The following is a 17021-nucleotide window of genomic DNA, read 5'->3' on the forward strand; positions in this document are numbered from 1 at the left end:
CTCCTTATAAAAAACAACAATTTCTCTTGCGCCAAATCATGAAGCCAAAATTATCCCCATCTCCAGGGTAGGTATGTCCGGCCTCCCAGGTAATGACTGAACGGCCAAAGGGCTGGCAGCGTTTCGCATCAGGTAATGTATTGACTAACTGGTAGCGATACCGGCTTTTAGGCAAAATGGAAGAGTGATAGGTGCGACAAAGTGCAGGCCAATCTTTACCGACCGAATCTTTAATTGCTCCAAGGCGATGAAGCTTAAAGTCGGTGCGTTCTGCCAGGAGCGTTGCGGCACTGATGGGACTTGCCTGATTTGCCACAAAACCATTGAGCGGATAGGTAGATCCTTGAGCGCCCTGGCACCAGAATAGAGAATCCATGGCCGTTCCTGCCAATGCTTTGGTTGCATCTGCTGCACAAGACGCCCGTACTGGCGATGTGGTAAATAAGGTGGCCTCTGGATTAAGAACAAAAGCAAACTCAGAGTCATTCCATGTTGGATCAAGTTCACTCAAATACATCACATCAAAATCTTCTGTCTCCATACAGCCGATGGATGTAAGTACCTGCAGCCAATACATCAGAGGGTATTTGTACCAATGCACGTAATAAAATGCGCCTCGCCCATCCGTATCGGGCATTTGTGAACCACCAAGACCCTGGTCTTTAATATGTAGTTGCACCCCAAGATTCACCATGCAATATGGCTTTCGTGTCACATCGACTAACGCAAAGGGTTCCCAATAACCTATAGTAACTCCTAAAAGTTGTAATTTGTTTGGGCAGGAACAGATAGGGTTCCCAGGATTTTTAGTATCAGGATACTGGCTTTTTACTACTTCGGAGGAACCAATGGTTAAAGGGAACAAACAATCCCAGCAAATGTCGGTAATAGGATTGACAAAATGCCCTTTACACTGCGATGCGTGCAATGAACAGATGAAGAATAAGCCTGCAGCAATTGAACAGAAAAGTCGTTTATTCATCATTCACTCCAATTTCTTTAATTTGCCAATCAAGACCTACCTGACTGACTATGCTTGGAACGTGTTGAAGCTGCAGCCGAGATGAAATGATGCCGTTCACATCAAAATAAATTCGACCAAAAAGCTCTGCAGCAACTCGAACATCACCACCGGTTAAAATGAACTTAACGTGCTTAAAATCGGTGTAATGGTTCTTAACCCAGGCAACCTGTCTTGCATCATCCGCATTAAAGAAAATCAGGGTTTTGAGGAAGTGAACGCGCTCAAATGGGTTTATCCGCGTTCCTGCTTTTGCAATTAAATACCCATCAGGAGTCCAGATATCATGAGATACAGTCACTGCCGGTGAGATGCGAAACGTCTTAGGCGTGCGAGTCGTGCTCAATGCCAAAGGGTGTGGTCTCATCGCCTGACGCGCTGCTTTCTGCTCTAAATCACGCTGAACATGCTCTAAATCACCACTTTGCTGTAATGCATTGAGTTTGTTCATAATGACTTTTCTTATATCCTCTTCTCTAACAGGGAATGTCTGGCCATACTGACCAATATTTTTTGCATGACTTACAGGCTCTAATAAGAAGGCCAGACCAAGAATCAGGGCTAAAAACCGTTTGTTAGTGCGCTTCATGCTTTATCCTTGCTATGGTCAAAGCAATGAGCTCGTCTGTTACATCCACTTGGGAGGGTTTGTAACCAGTCAATACAGGTGCACTGACTAAGGTTACCCGGTGAGACCTTCCATAGTCCTTGATGACTTCTGGAAGGGCTCGTGAAAAGCGATCCATAATGTTTAATTGTTCTTCATGAGTCAGTTTAGAACGGGCAAGCAGCACCGAAGGTGCCTCTATGGCACGATTCATATCAACCACCAAAAGAGGTAACGGCTTAGGCCACATCATAAACATACCCGCCAGGACTCCAATGAACCCACAAACTCCTGCAATGACCCAATATGTGGTGTTTAAGCGATTAAATGGCATAACCCCTCCCATAATGCAGTTCTGCGACATGCGATACCGCATCAAGAAATGCAATCCCTTGTGCCACATAATTAATGACCGCCTGATAATCATCTCCATCAGAAGATAAAAGCACGCGAGTAAATGGATCAACGAACAAGCGATGAAAGGAGGAAATACCGTTGGCGCGCAACAAAACTTGCGAAAAACCAGCTTCTTTCGCTATTGGGAATGATTTCAGAATAGTCATCTCGTAGTCCGAAAAAGTCTCATGCTTTTTTTGATGCTCTAAAAGCGGTGATTCTTCTTGTAAAAAAACAAGCTTTAAAGCGGAGTTCTCCCATGCGGCACGAGCTTCTGAAAATTCAAAATAATCCTCAATCCCCTGAGTAATCGTGACAAATGATGCTTTATGCCGCCGACCAGTACGAAAGCCTTTGGTAATAAAGTTCACTGCAATTAAATCCCCTGTAAAAAAAGACCAGGCTTCATCAATGATGCACATCTTTTGTTTGTTCCTGTCCGAGTTGAACATACGTCTTTGAAACTGAGAAATAACGGACAGGAGAACCGGTGCGCGAATGCTTTGATTGTCTTCAATTTCCTTCAAATCAACTACAATTATGCGGGCATCAGGCGATAACTGGGATGGTTCATTAAACGCCTTTCCATGCTCTGAGGCAGAACAGTAACGCTGAAGGTTTTTAGACAAAATGCGCGCTGTAGGATAGGTTTCGCGGTCGTGCTCGTACAATGACAATAAGACTCCTGCAACCTCATCAATGCGCGTTTGATTCTGAGTTGTTCCAAAAGCGGTTAAAATGGCTTCTCTTAAAGTGCCTCTGTCGTCATCTGTAGCACCGCTGGTCGGGCAAGTTAATAATTCAAACAAGGCAATAATGTCATCAATCTCTCGTAAAATGTCCGTAACATGGGTAAAGGGATTCATCGCCAAATTGCTGTATTCAAGATAAGTCCCACCAAGCGCCTCACACAGTTTTCTGTAGCTTCCACCTACATCAATAATAAAAATATCCCCGCCATTAAATAAAATATTGAGCATCAGCATCTGAATGAAAAAACTTTTACCACCGCCCGATGTTCCGGTTACAGCCATATTGTAATTGCTGCCAAATGCACCCGAGAAAGGATCGATGCAGGCAAACTGATCGCGCATGGTGGGCAACAAAATACCCTTGCCCACCCCGCGCCAGTCAGAAAGAATTGGCATGTATTGGGTTGCATTCCATGAAGAAATTGGCCACATCATGGTTGGAAGAGAAAAATCCTTAGCCAGATTTCCTGTGAAAAAAAACGGCATCGAGACTAAAAAATACGGACATTGCATACGTTTACACAATGCCAATTTAATGTCATTGAACGCAAATACCGTGCGAGCAGCCTCCACATCACGCTCTTTTTCATGAGGTCTTGAAAAAAGAACCACGTTATAAAGCATCTTTACAGAACGAGTCTTCTGTGAGGATAAATCATCTCGAAAAGTACGCCATACTCTTGCCTGCTCCTCAGTTCCCGCTACATTCAAGGCATAATCACTTTTAGATTTTTTATCCAAATCACGGGTCTTGCGGTTCGCTCTACCCTGAGCACGTCCCTGCTCTTCAACCAGATAGATGACCGAGATGATGTGATTACAGGATATTCTTTTATCAGGATGAAAAATGTTGCTGGTATTATTGATGTTCTCCCATAAACAATACTGACGAGGGAGGCGATCAATGGTCAGAACAGATACAGCTGTTTCATAAGCATGTCCAGTTTCATTAGCCCCTTGAATTACTACTTCATTGTTTTTAATTTCAATATCAAAGTCATGAGACAGTGCCTGCTCTTTAAGTAATTTGGTTTTGTCGTATATAACAGGGCGTGGGGTAATTGCATCAGGGCAATTATCCAGATAAAACTGAAGCAAATGCAAAAAATCAGTCGCATCTGCTTGCTTAAATCCAATTTTTGCAGCACTTAAGGATGCTTCAAATGAAACGCGAAACTGGCCAAAACAGGCTTTTAAATCGTTCTCAGATTCTTTTTTGATTTTATCAATGACGATATAGCAATCCGTATGCGTTAATCGAGGTGCAAGCATCGTGTTGGTTTTAAAACCGTGTATGGCGGCTTTTTGATAAAATGCCTTAAGGTTCTCTCCTAACAGGCTTAAATTTTCAAATTCGCTTTTTGTGAACTGCGAAGTAAATGCCTCAATATCTTTCCCTACCTGATTGTGTTTGACGCAAATCAACTGCAAGGTGAACTCATGAGACACTTTAGATTGAAGCAGCGCATCCAGCTGCTCTGCTATGTGTTCATTCGCACCCGTTAAAGGGACAATGCGATAAATTAAACCCGCATTGTGTTCATTAAAAAACAGCTTCGATTCCTCATCAAAATATTGATAAGGTAATAGCTCCTCAGTAAAAGAAGGATATTGATGCGCCTTGAGGTCAAAAGCGGCTCCGTTATCGGCTAGCCCTTTGTCATTCCAGGTCTCCTTTAGCAACTGATAAGTATCTTGAACCCATTCTATAGCGTTTGTAAGCATTGCTTCTCTCCTGTATTCGTGCCAGCGCCTATTTATAATCTGAATACAGATCTTGAATTCTTGCCTGCTGCACGAATTGACCATCGGGTGTATAGCGTTTTTCCTGCACCATACGATTCACCATTTCCATACTTTGACAACCACCCCTGTCAGAAAAAGGACATCTTGCATCCTGATTGTCGAGGATGGATTTCGAGCAGGCACATAACTGCGACACTAAGAAAAGGGTACTCAATAAAAATAGAGGTTTAGTCATGAAGTGGCTCCTCATTTTGTACGGTTGAAAATAATGGGGTAGAGGGTTGTCCTGGTTGATTTAAGAGGGGATTCTCAACAGGATTAACGGTTTGAACCATGGGCTCTTGATTATTGGACTGCATCAATGAAGCGCCATTCACAGGGTGTGTATTTAATTCATAGGCACGGCTTACAGTGGTTGTAACCCCAGACTCGTTTTGGGCATGTCCTTCATTGATAGCGCGTCCTGACTCGTACACCTGATGTTCTTTGTCTATCCAAAAGCCTTTAGTAAATAAAACGGACACACGACGACCAGCACGTGCCACAACCAGTGGATGATAAATATCAGCAATGCGCATTACATAGTCTGAAATACGATTGGCAGGATTACTAAGCGCACCACCAGCAGCCGATTGAGCAAGGGTTGATGCCTGCCCGTAGGTCGTAATGGTGCCAGCCCCCGGATTGATTGTTTGAGCGGTATTTAAATTCTTTAAGCCATCACCAAATCCTGCCAGCATGCCTGCCGCTGCCGAATAGGTTAAGAGCGGCTTTGTTTTTAGAATGGATGTTCCGCGTAAATCCTGCATGGCATCCAAATCAAATACAGAGCCGTAGGCCTTTTGTTCAAAATTGATGTTGTTTCCTGCGCAAGACAGTGTTTCTAAATGCATCACCACGGAACTTCCTGATAAATCACCATAAGTGGATACCAGGGCGACACAGTCTTCCAGATGAGAACGCTGATTGTTGGGCATGATTCCTCCGCTGGTAAGGCGGATTAAAGCAGTTCCCATGTTTTTTGAGCCGTTTATTCCTGCATCACCTAAAACCCCAGTCAGCAACACCCCTTCAACAAAGGTTCCCGCCCAAACATAATTTTTAGAGGTTCGCACTTCCTTGTTTTTTTTCTTCCGGTTGTTAAATTGCACTGTTTCCAGTCCTGATTTTGCGAGCAGTTCGCGCTCTGCCTGATGCTTTTTCTTTTGCTGTGCTTCCATTTCTTCACGAGTTGGCGGCCTAACGGTGACCAGGCTTGCCTGACGGGTAGAAACCAGTGCAACCTGTAATTGTTCGTTCATTTTTTTATTTTCTTCTTCAAGGTGTGAAAGCTGTTCTTTCATGGCCTGGATCAAAGCTTTTGTTTCCGAATTTTCTGTTTTCACAGGTGCTGCTTCCTGCTGTTTTTTATGATGTTCTGCCACTAACTCTTTTAAAGAATCAATTTGTTGCTGCTGTTGCAGAAGGAGTGCTTCGTCACTGCCCTGATTAAAAGTACTTTCAAAAATACTCTCGAACGGAGCTTCTTCCTGGTGGACTGGTTTTTTTTTCTCAGCTGATGAGTAACAATAAAATCCATAGGATGCCCCACCCACCAGTAATAAAATGGCTGCGTGCTTCAATTGTTCCTTTTTGGCCAGTTTATTGGCGTTTTGAGGTTTTAGCGTCAACCATTGTTTTATTTTTTTAAACATTACCTACTCTCCTTCCAACTCATTTTAAGCAGCTTCTGGTTTATCCCTGATTGCTGTATAACCCATATAAATAAGCGATTTTTTTAGGTGGGAGCGCCTCATCACTTAATGACAGGGATTCTGCGTCCTTATGGGCAAATAAGGCGGTTGTAAGCGCCAGCTCATGATTTGATGTATTTTCTAACCGATAGATAAAGCCGGTGAAACGCTTCCCCTGATATTGTTTTTCAAGAGTTACCTTAATGTTTTTTTTAATGTAAAAAGAACGTGGAGTAATTCGTTTCTCATTAAATTCTTTGGGGGTCTCCCCTGCTTTCATGGCAGCGATTGCCTCATCTACTTCACTGGCATCAGGGGTATCCAGTTTCACAAATTTCAATTTTGTTTGAGCGCGCGGCACAAGCCTTAAGGTTTTTCCAACCGATTCATCAGGTGTCAGGGTAAGTGATACGTGATGTCCTTTATCTGTAGTTAGGAACAGGGTAATGGGAACTTGAAAATTGGGCTTTATATACACCGAAGAATCCGTGCTTTCAGGGTTATCCATCTCACTTTTATCTACTGTAATAGCATGCTCTGGGTAACTTAATTTAGTGATCGATTCCCCTTCAACAAACACACGATTAAAGTTAATACTCGATAAGGTCAGATTAAACTGCTCTCCTTCTTCAAAAGCGATGACCGAAGGAGCTGTGCTTGCACAAACAATTCCTGAGCACAAACAACTTATAAGAAGAATGTTTTTTTTAACTTGATCATAAATTGAGTTAGTCATGGTGTATCTCCTGAATGGACACAAGATTTAAAAGGCCTGATTGATGTGAAAACTGCACTCGATACATTTTGTGTTGTGGCTTTAATTGAAGCCCATGGCTTGTGCGATACAATTGCCCTTCGATTTGACCTTGATTTTTAGAGACATCCACGGATACTTTTTCAACATAAAAAACTGAGCTTACATTTTTTTCATGTACTGTTTTTCGCTCGGCATCCAATAGTTTGGAAAACGATTCCTGGTATTTCGCTGGAATCAGATGAGACAGCATGGTGTAGCGTGCATCAATGGTCTCAGGATTGTAGGTCAGGCGTAAGTCAGCAGCTTTCTGCGTCATTTCTTTCAGGTATTCGGGTGAATAGCCTTTATCACCAATGCTAAACTCTAGACCAGTACACACTGGAAGCCAGTGAACCTGCTTATGCAGTAAGGTATAAAAATTTAAGGCGCAAAGGACAATAATTGCAAACGTACTCGATAGCGCCCAAATCAGTGTCAGCTTGAATAACAGTCTGTTTTTTGCAATCGCATTATCACGAAATGAAGTATCCATTAAATCACCTGATATAAATTCGGTTGGCAGAATCGGGAAAAGCTCGAAATACAAGGGACGTTAACCTGTGAGGCAGCGACCAGTATACGATGGCAAACAGACTCCGCAGAGGCAGTCCTCCATACTTGATATGCATCGCAACGCTTAGGGCTGCGCCTATCATAAAAAGCTGATAGGCAAGTCCTGTTAAAAGCCCAATTCCCGTGAGTAAAAAAATGGGCAGGCCTGTGGTAACAGGAATACCCGCAATTTTAGGCTCATCAGAGAGCATAAAGGTTTGGTAGTTGCGAGCCATTATTTCAATGCCCAGTGAGTAAACACCATCAATACAGGAACACCCGCAAGGACTGCGATATTTTTGGTTTTGATGTAGGCATAAGCCCCTGCAAGCCCTTCTGCTAACAAAAGAAAATAAGGGAGATCTGAATCCGCTCCAAAGGTTGCCTTTACTTCCTCTTTTAATCCAGAAAGCCGATTCTCAGCAGCAAAACAGGAGTCTGGCATCAAACACAACAGTGCCAAACCAATCATTAAAAAAGGGAGCAGCTGCCTGGCATACAGATATCCTTTAATGCTCAAATCGTTCATTGCTGTTCTATAGTTCATCACATTCTCCTTTTTTGGTTAAAAAAATCCCCCTGAGCCCCAATTTGTGCTCATTTTTTATTCTTTTTATTTAATGAATCGTGTTTTTGTGGTTTTATAAAGAGCGCTTATCCATCCATGGTTACTCCTTTATCAAGCATGCTTTGACTTAATAGGTGGTTGTTCTTTTTAAGTTCAACTAAAATTTGCGTCAGTAGGTGATTTGCAGAATCCAGTTTTTTGAACAAAGCCACATACTCAACTGCTTTTGCTATGTCAGGAACCTCCTTATCCATTGCTAGCAAAAGCGTAAAAAGCGCTCCACTGGAAAGAATGTGTTTAAAATATTCGACATCCTGTTCATCATTTTCAGTTGAAACGGCAGTCAGATTCTGATTAATCTTAAAATTGTTTTCAGGCAGTGTTGTGGGCTCTGCATGAATAACTCCACTCACAACGATGAGGGTCATCGACAGCATGAGTGTTTTAATTGGGTTCATTGAGCGCTCCTTTTATTTTTGTTATGAACTTAAGCTTTTAAAATTAGTCCGATGTTTGGTCTGTTTCTGGTATGTTGATGTTCTCAAGTTCACTTTTCATCACAATAACTCGTGCAAGATAGGGTTTTACCTTCGGTGATAAATGTGTACAGTAGCTTCTTACATTGCTGATTGCTTTTAATTCATTGTATCCATAAGCCATAGAAACAACTGCACTGTCTTTTTTATGATGCTGCAATTGGGCTCCTGCTGATTCCAGGTAGGCTGCAGCAATTGCGACATCTCCAGAACATAAATCGGAATTGTTTTCTTTGGCAATCTGGTTGAGTTGATAAGACGTATCAAAAATTGGTCTTTCTAAATCGTAGTGATTCGAACTGGTTGCAACAGCACAGGGTGAACCCAGTGCGGTGATGATAAGTCCTGCTATTACATTGATTCTCATTACTATTCCCTCTTTAACTCATTATTGTTTTTTAAATCCTATGCACTTTTTTCATGAAGCTCTAATCAGGCTGCATCAAAAAATGCCCGCTAATGTTTTTACCAGACCTTGTTCCAATGCGGGTCGTGCTTCTGCAAAACTCAGATTGACTTTATCGGCATTGGATACCACCCGCGTTCTATAGCGTTGGTAATCACTGTGTTTGCTCAATGTCTGTGTGGTTCCAGATGCAGTGCCATTTTGAAGGTTGGAATTAAACTGCTCATGAACAGTACCTTTTCCAACGCGCTCAGAAATTTGTACATCGGTAATCATCGTGTAATTCACTGCCTTGACTAGAGAATCTGCAGCCAAACCAATAATTCCCCCACCAATACCTGCACCAATCATGGTGCTTGAATGACCGCTTAATGCACCCAGTGCAGTTCCTGTTGCTGCCCCTGCCAATGCACTGCCATACCCGCCACCTAGCGCGGATTGGCTTGCAGACGCGCTCATTTTTCCCACCTTAAGAATATTGGCCTGCAGCAGGTAATGGGCTTTGGATGGATTTCCAACCACTTTATAGCCATGTTCTTCTAATGCCTGCTTTAGTGACTTATCAATGGATAATGACTCTTGAGAAGTATTCTTAATTGTGATGTAAATCGTTTTTTGACTTTGAGCCACAGGATCAAGAAAAATCGTTTGGCTGAGTTTTGTATCTGTTTCTAAGTTACGATGTTCGATCACTGTTGATGTTGCAGCACAGCTCACCAACAGGGCAAAAGATCCAGTTAAAGCTAAAGTGGTAATTGCCTTTTGTATCTGGTTAATGCATGGTTTCATATTATTCCCTTAACTCGTTAGTATGGTGATTTGAATGGTTAATGAGTCTGTACGCCCCGTGCTTCCTTCCACTGACCAGGCTTATTTAAAAACAGAGATTGTTCTTTTTTAATTTTTTGATGTATTTCCTGACGATGAATAATTACATCTTGTGGTGCATCGAACCCTAAGCGGACTTGATTACCCTTAACACCGAGCACGGTGATATAAATGTCATCATTGATTAGTACGGTTTCGCCTATTCTACGTGTAAGTATTAACATGCTGTGTTCCTTTTATTGGTTAGTGAATTGAATATTCTTTTTTTTGTGAATCAATCTCGAATCGAAGCGCTTCGCATGCCAATCGTGCCTCCATTGCAATGTGCCAGAAATCGCATTCAGGGATTTCCTGATAGGCCAGAGCTAATGACTCAGAGCAGGCGTTTAAAAGACAGTACAGCTCTTCCTTTGTAAACAGTTTTAAACATGGAATTTGTTTCATCATGCAACTCCCAATAACTGGCGAATTTTCGCAAGGTGTGTTGTTGCAATGTCTTTTGATTGAGGCAAAGTGCACAGCACCTTCTCTTTAATTTCCGGGATCTGGTGTCCTTGTCTCATTAAATGACATACCCGTTCATATGCCTCTTTAAATACTGCAAAAGAATGGCCTTCATTATCAATTTCCAGAAATTTAAGCCCCAGTCTTTTGGCAGTAAATTTAACCACTGCATGACTCCAGTTTGGGTTCGTTGAATAAGCGCTGTTTAAAACCTCCCTATGCGCCTCGGCAGCAGAAGGCAGGCGCAAATCACTATAAAAGCCAAGACACAAAGCTCGAAACTGCAGGCAATTGGGTGGAAATTCACAAAACTTGTCGCCTTTACTCAATGTCATTAATCGCTCCACACCACTGTCTAATGCTTTTGGAGTTAAATCTTTAAGTGCAGCAAACCAAACTCCTGTATCATTCACTCCATGCTTACTGATAAAAAGTTGCCCGTATATTGCAGTCAGCTTCATCCAGAGGCTGGACAAGTGTTCCTTCGATAAATGAACCGGAGTTGAGTTCATTGCCTGAGGTGTCCCAGAGTGAGTCGATTGAAATGCCATGATGTTCGCTGACTCGCTCAAGTGCTGTTTGGTTAAGAGTGCTTTGATTTGTACCACGCTCATTGTGATGACTCCTTAATTGTCCTTGTGCCTTTTGTAGTTGTTTTTGCATGTATTGGGCATCTCGCTCAAGCCAGTTAATGAATACTGGATTAAAGTCAGCCCATAGAGTGTTTTGTTTTTTGTTGTGCTTGATAAACGCCTGAATTTCTTCTTTGTCAGTTACTTTGGTTAGTCCCATGGAAAATGCCATTTCGATGGTTTTTGTGTTTGGGTAAAAGTCATCGCAAATTGGTTTTTTGCTGCAACAAAAATCATTGCTCGCAATTTCAGTTTGTTTGTTTGAGTTAGTTATATTAAATATATTAATATTCTTTGCAGAGCTCTTTAGTGTGTTAGCTTCTCTGTTAACTTCTATGTTAGATTTTCCCTCTGAATCTCCTTCTCTATCAGAATCTATAAGGGATTTAGGTGAATTAAGATCTGTGTTAACTTCTTTCTTTATAATCAATTGATTATAGATCTTAGGGACCTCTGGGAATATAAATTTTAAATTTTGCCCTTCAGTTATAACTTGAAAGTATTCGCTACACTCATGTTCTATAGACTTTATGAAATTTCTGATGGTTTGCTTAGATGGAACACCACTGTTGATTCGACCTGGAGCGGTTTTAATCTCTAAGGATCTTGATAGATCACGATAACTAATGTCAGATACAATTCCCGTAAGAGGATTTGCAAGATTTAATAGTTCATAAATAATTAATCTAGGACCATAGGGTAATAATTGAAACTTTTTTTCTATTTGTTTCCTAGCATTAATGTATAACTCAACATCAAACTTCATCAACAAATCCTTTTATTTATCTAATTTATTAGATAAGACTATCAGCCAATGGTAAAAATTACAATAATTTTTTTACCATTAAGGTAAATTTATAATGATTTGTCATACCTAATATGCTATAACGCATTGTATTTTGATGTTTTTTATACTATTTTTTTGGTAAATTCTTACGAAGATTTATTAACCATTTTGGTATATCATAGAATAAACATGCACCTGACTGAATTATTTAAATATGAGCAATCCTGTAATAGACAATGTTTCATCCCCCGAGTCTCGGGGCAAGAGAATAAGATTCATACGCGAGCATCTCCTGTCTTTTACACGAGAAGATTTTTGTCGCGATTCTAATTTTACTGCTCAATCATTAAAAGGATGGGAATTAGCATGGGGAGGAGGTTTATCCCAGCAGGGGGCTGTAAAAATCGTTAAACGAGCTAAAGAGTTAAATATTTATTGCACAGAATCATGGTTAATGCATGGCATTGGTAAAAATGCCACAAAAATCACAAAAGATTTAGATATCCAAGAGGGTGACGAAAGCCACATAGCTAAAGAATTACTACTATTCAGAGAACTACAACACTCTATTGACACCGTTATAAAAGATGATGGCATGATCCCTCTCTTATACCCTGGGAATTATGTTGGCGGTATAATAGTCAACAACATTGAGAGTGCCATTGGCAAAGATTGTATTATTATTGCGGACAATGATGAAGTATTTGTCAGGATCTTAAGGCATGGACAAGAACCAGCTCGCTATGACTTAGTTTGTTTAAATGAAAAAACTACATTAGTGAAAAAAGAAATAAAAAATACCGCCATTAAATTTGCAGCCCCAATTGTATGGATCCGCAGAATATTTCGAGAAAATAATTACTAATGAAAGCTTACAAAAAAGATATTTTGCCACATCAAGAATTTTATATAATCAGATTTACTAAAAGCTCGAGTCTACCTTATGCTCTTTTCATTCATGGTGGCCCTGGTCTCAATTGTGGAACCATAGAGTATCTTATTGATCATCATAATTTATTTAATTCTCTCCAGTGCAATATTATTCTGTATGATCAACGAAATTGCGGTAAATCTAATAAAATTAAAAAGTTAGTATTACAGCAAGATAATATAAATGATTTGCAAAAAATAATTCTATACCTTGATGACCATTTTAATCTTAACATCCATGCTTTGATTGGACATAGTTATGGTGCAAAACTTCTTTTTGATTACTACAAAAATTATGAGTCGACCATCCCTGGTGTTTTTGTTTCTACCGCTCAATCAATACTAACACCTCGTTTGAATAATTTAATGCTAGACCTATCCTATCTGAAAAAAAGTAATTTAGAGTTATATAACAAAATATTAAATGAAATTAATAATCTTGACCTTAATAAAATCTGGGAACTATCAGAACAATTAACTCCAGTTTTCCAAGAAAATAAAGACAGACCTTATTTATATTGGGCCAATTTAGAATATTATAATTTGGTTCAAAATGCACAGAAAAAGATCAATCTACCATTGGATATGAACACGTTTATCAGTGTAAGAAAAGATCTTTATTCAAAAGAAGCCAATTTTTCTGTTAATATTAATGAGCTTAAAATACGTAAATTATGGATAAATGGTTTTCACGATTTTGTCATGAACGGACACCAAATAGCATTGTCGAACATTCATGAAATTATAACTTTCAATAAATCGTCTCACTACCCACATCTAGAAGAGAATGATCGTTTTAGTGAGCTTTTAAATGAATTTATTAAATAGCTCTAAGGCAATCATCTTATTGTTTTCTATACTAATATCCCCTGTTGTTCACGCACAATCTAAAATTAAAATATGTTTGACCGGTAGGATTGTAGAAAATTTAAAATCATATGGTCAGTCTTTTTTAAATGCAGCATATCTTGCCAAAGAAGAAAATGATCTCTCTAACAAAGTTGTGATTAAGAGTTATTTTTATAATAACAGACCATTGGAGCCAATGCATATTTATAATCAAATGGTAAATGACTCTTGCTCTGCAATTATTGGGTTTGAATATCTATCAGACTTGTTATTAGCTGTAAAAGAACAGAAAAATGACACCATTCCTATTTTTACTTCCTACGCTAGCACCACCAACTCTGATCAATTACCTAAGAATATTTTTATCTTTATGCCAAGCTATAATTACCAAGCTGAAAAAATGATGAGCTACTTACATGAGCGCTATAAAAATATAAACAACGTGTTGCTTATAACGGAAATTAACCGTGATGAGATGCTAAAGTATAAGGAAGTGTATTCCAGCATTCTAAAAAAGGAACACGTACAATATTCTACATTTGATTTTCTAGAAAATGACAGCGATATAGAGGGAAAATTGAGCATTTTTTTGAATGAACGAAAATATCAATATGTTTTTTTATTGTCAGGTGCAATAGCATCAGCAAAAATTGCCAATATTATGAATAACCATAGCACTGTTTTTATTGGCACAGAAAACTTTGGTTCTTCAGTTAGTCAAACATTTTTTATGCGACTAAATGATAAAGTAATTCACTCTCATTTTATCCGCAATTTAGATTTTATACAGCCCTATGATGCTTTAACTAAATTTGAAAATATTTATATTCAAAAATTCCATGAAAAACCCACTGTATTGGCAGCATACACTTATGATTCGATGAAGATTATTTTGAAAGCATTGAATAGAACCGGTATCGTCAATACAAACAGCATATTAAGTACTGATTATATTGGCATTACCGGGGCTTATTTAAATAATGGTCAATTTTATCGATCGACCAATTACGTTATTTTATCAGTTAATAGCAATGGATATGCTTATGAAAAATAAAAGCTCTTCAATCAAAGCAATTTTTATCAAGAAAATGGCATATTCTGCTCTAATCCAATTTATTATTTTTGGATTTATACTCATGCTTGCAAAAGATTATTTTCATAATCAGATGAGTGTCTTTTCCAGAAATTTAATTATTAATGACTCATTTACCACTGATGAAATTGGTAGATATCAGCTTCTTAATAATAAGGATGCTCTTGATTTAGTCCTATACAATTTAGGTAATGAACGCAAACTAGACTCAATAAAATTTGTTCCTTTAAAAAATAAAATTGAAGATGTAGGTACTTGCGAAGAAAACAGCAAAAATAATTACCTTCTATGCAAAAAAGATAATGGGCAAATTTCCGGTATAACATTAATTAAAAATGATGAAAAGATATTGGGCTCGGTGGTTGCAAGTAAGCAATATAATTCTATCTATACTTTGCCAGTGTCCTATGGGCTTTTGTTAATTTTATTGATCGTACTTGGAATATTTCTTTTTAATTTCTTATTTCTATTCCTTTCTATGAGAAAAAAAATAGCAAACAATACCGAATACTTGCTTGATTTTATTTCATCACATCAAAGTAATAATGCTGTTGATTTTGCAAAAGTTGAAATTAATGAATATAGACAAATTGCTAATAAATTTATTGATGAACATCGAGAAATAATCAATTTACAGAAAGAAAAAGCCTATTACGAGGTAAGAAAAAATATTGCTGAGCTTGTTGCTCACGATATCCGATCACCATTAGCGGCAATAAACACCGCACTATCAGATGTAACATCGATTCCTGAAAATAAACGCATTATGATCAGAAATGCAGCTAAAAGAATCAATGATATTGCTAATAACCTACTCTTACAATCTAAAAATAATTTGCTTGACTGTAAAAGTAGTGAAATATATATGAATAATTCTCCAGAATTAATATTTGTAGTTTTAGATAATATCGTTGCAGAAAAAAGATATGAATATTACGCAACCAAAATCCAAATCAACTTACTTGGGTCCGACCACTCATATAATTGTTTTTCTAAGATACACCCTGATTCTTTTAAGCGCGTTCTATCTAATCTCATTAATAATGGTATTGAGGCAGTTAATTCTAATGGCTCTATTATTATCTCTCTAACATGCAATACTACGCATGTCGAAATTATTATTGAAGATAATGGCTGCGGCATTCCTCCCGATATCTTGCCAAAGGTTACAGAGCAAGGATTTAGCTTTAATAAGAAAACTGGTGCTGGTTTTGGTTTATCTTATGCTAAACAATATTTAGAGCAGATCAATGGTTCAATGCATATTCACTCTGAAGAAAAAGTTGGGACAAAAATTCATATCACTCTAATTAGGTCTAACCCCCCTAGTTGGTTCTGTGACTCAATGAATATTAGGTATGGTACTAATATTGTCGTATTAGATGACGATATATCCATCCATGACGCATGGAATGAACGGTTTTCAAATATTTCACACGTTAAAATGTTTCATTTTTATAACGCGATCGACTTAGTTCAGTATAAAGTTGATCCAAAAACTCCAATATTATATTTAGTGGATTATGAGTTGCTCGCTGATATTAAAAATGGTTTAGATGTGATTGAAGAGCTTAATTTAAATGGTAAAGCTATTTTAGTTACCAGTTGCTTTGAAGATATTGCTATACGAAATCGATGTGAAAATATTGGCGTTAAAATCATACCAAAATCTTATGTACCTTATATTAAAATTATTGAGACTCCAGAGAAAGAACTTATAAATACGGTGGTTTTTATTGATGATGATGAAATGATGCGAATGACTTGGATCTTTGCGGCTGAAGAGGCTGGACAAAGTATTTCAACCTATTCGTCATTTGATGAGTTCGTAAATGAAATAAATAATTATTGTAAGAATACTCTTATTTATATTGACTCAGATCTAGGAAACAATGTTAGAGGCGAGGATTGCGCAAAACTCCTTTTTGATAAGGGGTTTATTGACGTTCATCTTGCCACTGGCCATTCGCGAGATCGATTTCGCCAAGTGCCATGGATTAAAACAATTGTTGGTAAAGAGCCACCTTTTCAATTTGCACACGGGAATTCAACATGAACTCTACGGATAAAGATAAATTAAAACACGATTTTTTAAACTCAATTGTTATCATCAACAGCATGACAAAATCTGCTTCGAGTTTCATGAATACAATTTCACAGTCAATGGATACCGTCGATATTAACCAAAAGCAGATGGAAAAATTTTTATATTCTATGAGCGCTATACGTGAGCAAACTTCAAAGATTGAAAATTATTTTTTATCTCTTTTTAATGAATAATTGTG

General features: G+C 38.5%; 22 protein-coding genes. 5 read left to right on the forward strand and 17 right to left on the reverse strand.

Features of this window, described 5'->3' with window-relative positions; all coding sequences use genetic code 11:
• Positions 1-4 precede the first annotated feature (4 nt).
• The 17 genes from traU to Lpar_RS00310 all read right to left on the reverse strand — a co-directional run bounded on the left by traU (position 5) and on the right by Lpar_RS00310 (position 11843).
• Positions 5-982 (reverse strand): conjugal transfer pilus assembly protein TraU, encoded by a 978-nt coding sequence (gene traU / locus Lpar_RS00230; protein WP_014845143.1) that lies wholly within the window; start codon positions 980-982, stop codon positions 5-7.
• Complete coding sequence (traW, locus tag Lpar_RS00235; protein ID WP_014845144.1) at positions 975-1610, reverse strand: type-F conjugative transfer system protein TraW; 636 nt, start codon at positions 1608-1610, stop codon at positions 975-977. The genes traU and traW overlap by 8 nt, the downstream gene beginning before the upstream one ends.
• Complete coding sequence (locus tag Lpar_RS00240; RefSeq protein ID WP_014845145.1) at positions 1597-1962, reverse strand: TrbI F-type domain-containing protein; 366 nt, start codon at positions 1960-1962, stop codon at positions 1597-1599. The genes traW and Lpar_RS00240 overlap by 14 nt, the downstream gene beginning before the upstream one ends.
• Positions 1952-4501 carry a type IV secretion system protein TraC gene (gene traC, locus Lpar_RS00245; RefSeq protein ID WP_014845146.1) on the reverse strand — a complete coding sequence of 850 codons (2550 nt, stop codon included), beginning with the start codon at positions 4499-4501 and terminating at the stop codon, positions 1952-1954. Before traC ends, Lpar_RS00240 begins: the two co-directional genes overlap by 11 nt.
• 28 nt (positions 4502-4529) lie before the next feature.
• Positions 4530-4757, reverse strand: a complete 228-nt coding sequence (locus tag Lpar_RS00250) for a hypothetical protein (RefSeq protein ID WP_014845147.1) — start codon at positions 4755-4757, stop codon at positions 4530-4532.
• Positions 4750-6216 carry a TraB/VirB10 family protein gene (locus tag Lpar_RS00255; RefSeq protein WP_014845148.1) on the reverse strand — a complete coding sequence of 489 codons (1467 nt, stop codon included), beginning with the start codon at positions 6214-6216 and terminating at the stop codon, positions 4750-4752. Before Lpar_RS00255 ends, Lpar_RS00250 begins: the two co-directional genes overlap by 8 nt.
• A 40-nt stretch (positions 6217-6256) precedes the next feature.
• Positions 6257-6991 (reverse strand): type-F conjugative transfer system secretin TraK, encoded by a 735-nt coding sequence (traK, locus tag Lpar_RS00260; protein ID WP_014845149.1) that lies wholly within the window; start codon positions 6989-6991, stop codon positions 6257-6259.
• Positions 6984-7544 (reverse strand): TraE/TraK family type IV conjugative transfer system protein, encoded by a 561-nt coding sequence (locus tag Lpar_RS00265; RefSeq protein WP_041174155.1) that lies wholly within the window; start codon positions 7542-7544, stop codon positions 6984-6986. The genes traK and Lpar_RS00265 overlap by 8 nt, the downstream gene beginning before the upstream one ends.
• A gap of 4 nt (positions 7545-7548) precedes the next feature.
• A complete protein-coding gene (traL, locus tag Lpar_RS00270) occupies positions 7549-7839 on the reverse strand; it encodes a type IV conjugative transfer system protein TraL (protein WP_014845151.1) in 291 nt (96 codons plus the stop codon).
• Positions 7839-8150, reverse strand: coding sequence for a type IV conjugative transfer system pilin TraA (locus Lpar_RS00275; protein WP_014845152.1), 312 nt, complete (start codon positions 8148-8150; stop codon positions 7839-7841). Before Lpar_RS00275 ends, traL begins: the two co-directional genes overlap by 1 nt.
• Positions 8151-8257: 107 nt before the next feature.
• Positions 8258-8629, reverse strand: coding sequence for a hypothetical protein (locus Lpar_RS00280; protein WP_014845153.1), 372 nt, complete (start codon positions 8627-8629; stop codon positions 8258-8260).
• Positions 8630-8672: 43 nt separating this feature from the next.
• Positions 8673-9074 (reverse strand): hypothetical protein, encoded by a 402-nt coding sequence (locus Lpar_RS00285; protein WP_014845154.1) that lies wholly within the window; start codon positions 9072-9074, stop codon positions 8673-8675.
• Between the two features lie 75 nt (positions 9075-9149).
• Positions 9150-9902 (reverse strand): complement resistance protein TraT, encoded by a 753-nt coding sequence (locus Lpar_RS00290; RefSeq protein WP_014845155.1) that lies wholly within the window; start codon positions 9900-9902, stop codon positions 9150-9152.
• A 38-nt stretch (positions 9903-9940) separates the two neighbouring features.
• On the reverse strand, positions 9941-10165 hold the full coding sequence (csrA, locus tag Lpar_RS00295; RefSeq protein ID WP_014845156.1) for a carbon storage regulator CsrA: 225 nt from the start codon (positions 10163-10165) through the stop codon (positions 9941-9943).
• Between the two features lie 19 nt (positions 10166-10184).
• Positions 10185-10388, reverse strand: coding sequence for a hypothetical protein (locus Lpar_RS00300; RefSeq protein ID WP_014845157.1), 204 nt, complete (start codon positions 10386-10388; stop codon positions 10185-10187).
• Complete coding sequence (locus tag Lpar_RS00305) at positions 10385-10858, reverse strand: hypothetical protein (RefSeq protein ID WP_223499707.1); 474 nt, start codon at positions 10856-10858, stop codon at positions 10385-10387. The genes Lpar_RS00300 and Lpar_RS00305 overlap by 4 nt, the downstream gene beginning before the upstream one ends.
• Before the next feature lie 7 nt (positions 10859-10865).
• The gene (locus Lpar_RS00310; protein WP_014845159.1) at positions 10866-11843 is read right to left on the reverse strand and encodes a hypothetical protein; all 978 of its coding nucleotides are present in this window, start codon (positions 11841-11843) and stop codon (positions 10866-10868) included.
• A gap of 235 nt (positions 11844-12078) precedes the next feature.
• On the opposite strand from Lpar_RS00310, the gene Lpar_RS00315 reads away from it, so the two are divergent.
• Genes Lpar_RS00315 through Lpar_RS00335 form a run of 5 tightly spaced genes read left to right on the forward strand, consistent with a single transcriptional unit; the run spans position 12079 to position 17016 of the window.
• Positions 12079-12729, forward strand: coding sequence for a helix-turn-helix domain-containing protein (locus Lpar_RS00315; RefSeq protein WP_014845160.1), 651 nt, complete (start codon positions 12079-12081; stop codon positions 12727-12729).
• On the forward strand, positions 12729-13622 hold the full coding sequence (locus Lpar_RS00320; RefSeq protein ID WP_014845161.1) for an alpha/beta fold hydrolase: 894 nt from the start codon (positions 12729-12731) through the stop codon (positions 13620-13622). The genes Lpar_RS00315 and Lpar_RS00320 overlap by 1 nt, the downstream gene beginning before the upstream one ends.
• Positions 13606-14697 (forward strand): ABC transporter substrate-binding protein, encoded by a 1092-nt coding sequence (locus tag Lpar_RS00325; protein ID WP_014845162.1) that lies wholly within the window; start codon positions 13606-13608, stop codon positions 14695-14697. Before Lpar_RS00320 ends, Lpar_RS00325 begins: the two co-directional genes overlap by 17 nt.
• Positions 14687-16792, forward strand: coding sequence for a sensor histidine kinase (locus Lpar_RS00330; RefSeq protein ID WP_041174156.1), 2106 nt, complete (start codon positions 14687-14689; stop codon positions 16790-16792). The genes Lpar_RS00325 and Lpar_RS00330 overlap by 11 nt, the downstream gene beginning before the upstream one ends.
• Positions 16789-17016 carry a hypothetical protein gene (locus tag Lpar_RS00335; RefSeq protein ID WP_019350432.1) on the forward strand — a complete coding sequence of 76 codons (228 nt, stop codon included), beginning with the start codon at positions 16789-16791 and terminating at the stop codon, positions 17014-17016. Before Lpar_RS00330 ends, Lpar_RS00335 begins: the two co-directional genes overlap by 4 nt.
• Positions 17017-17021: the final 5 nt, after the last annotated feature.

The sequence above is a fragment of the Legionella parisiensis genome (assembly GCF_001467945.1).
Classification (GTDB): Bacteria; Pseudomonadota; Gammaproteobacteria; order Legionellales; family Legionellaceae; genus Legionella; species Legionella parisiensis.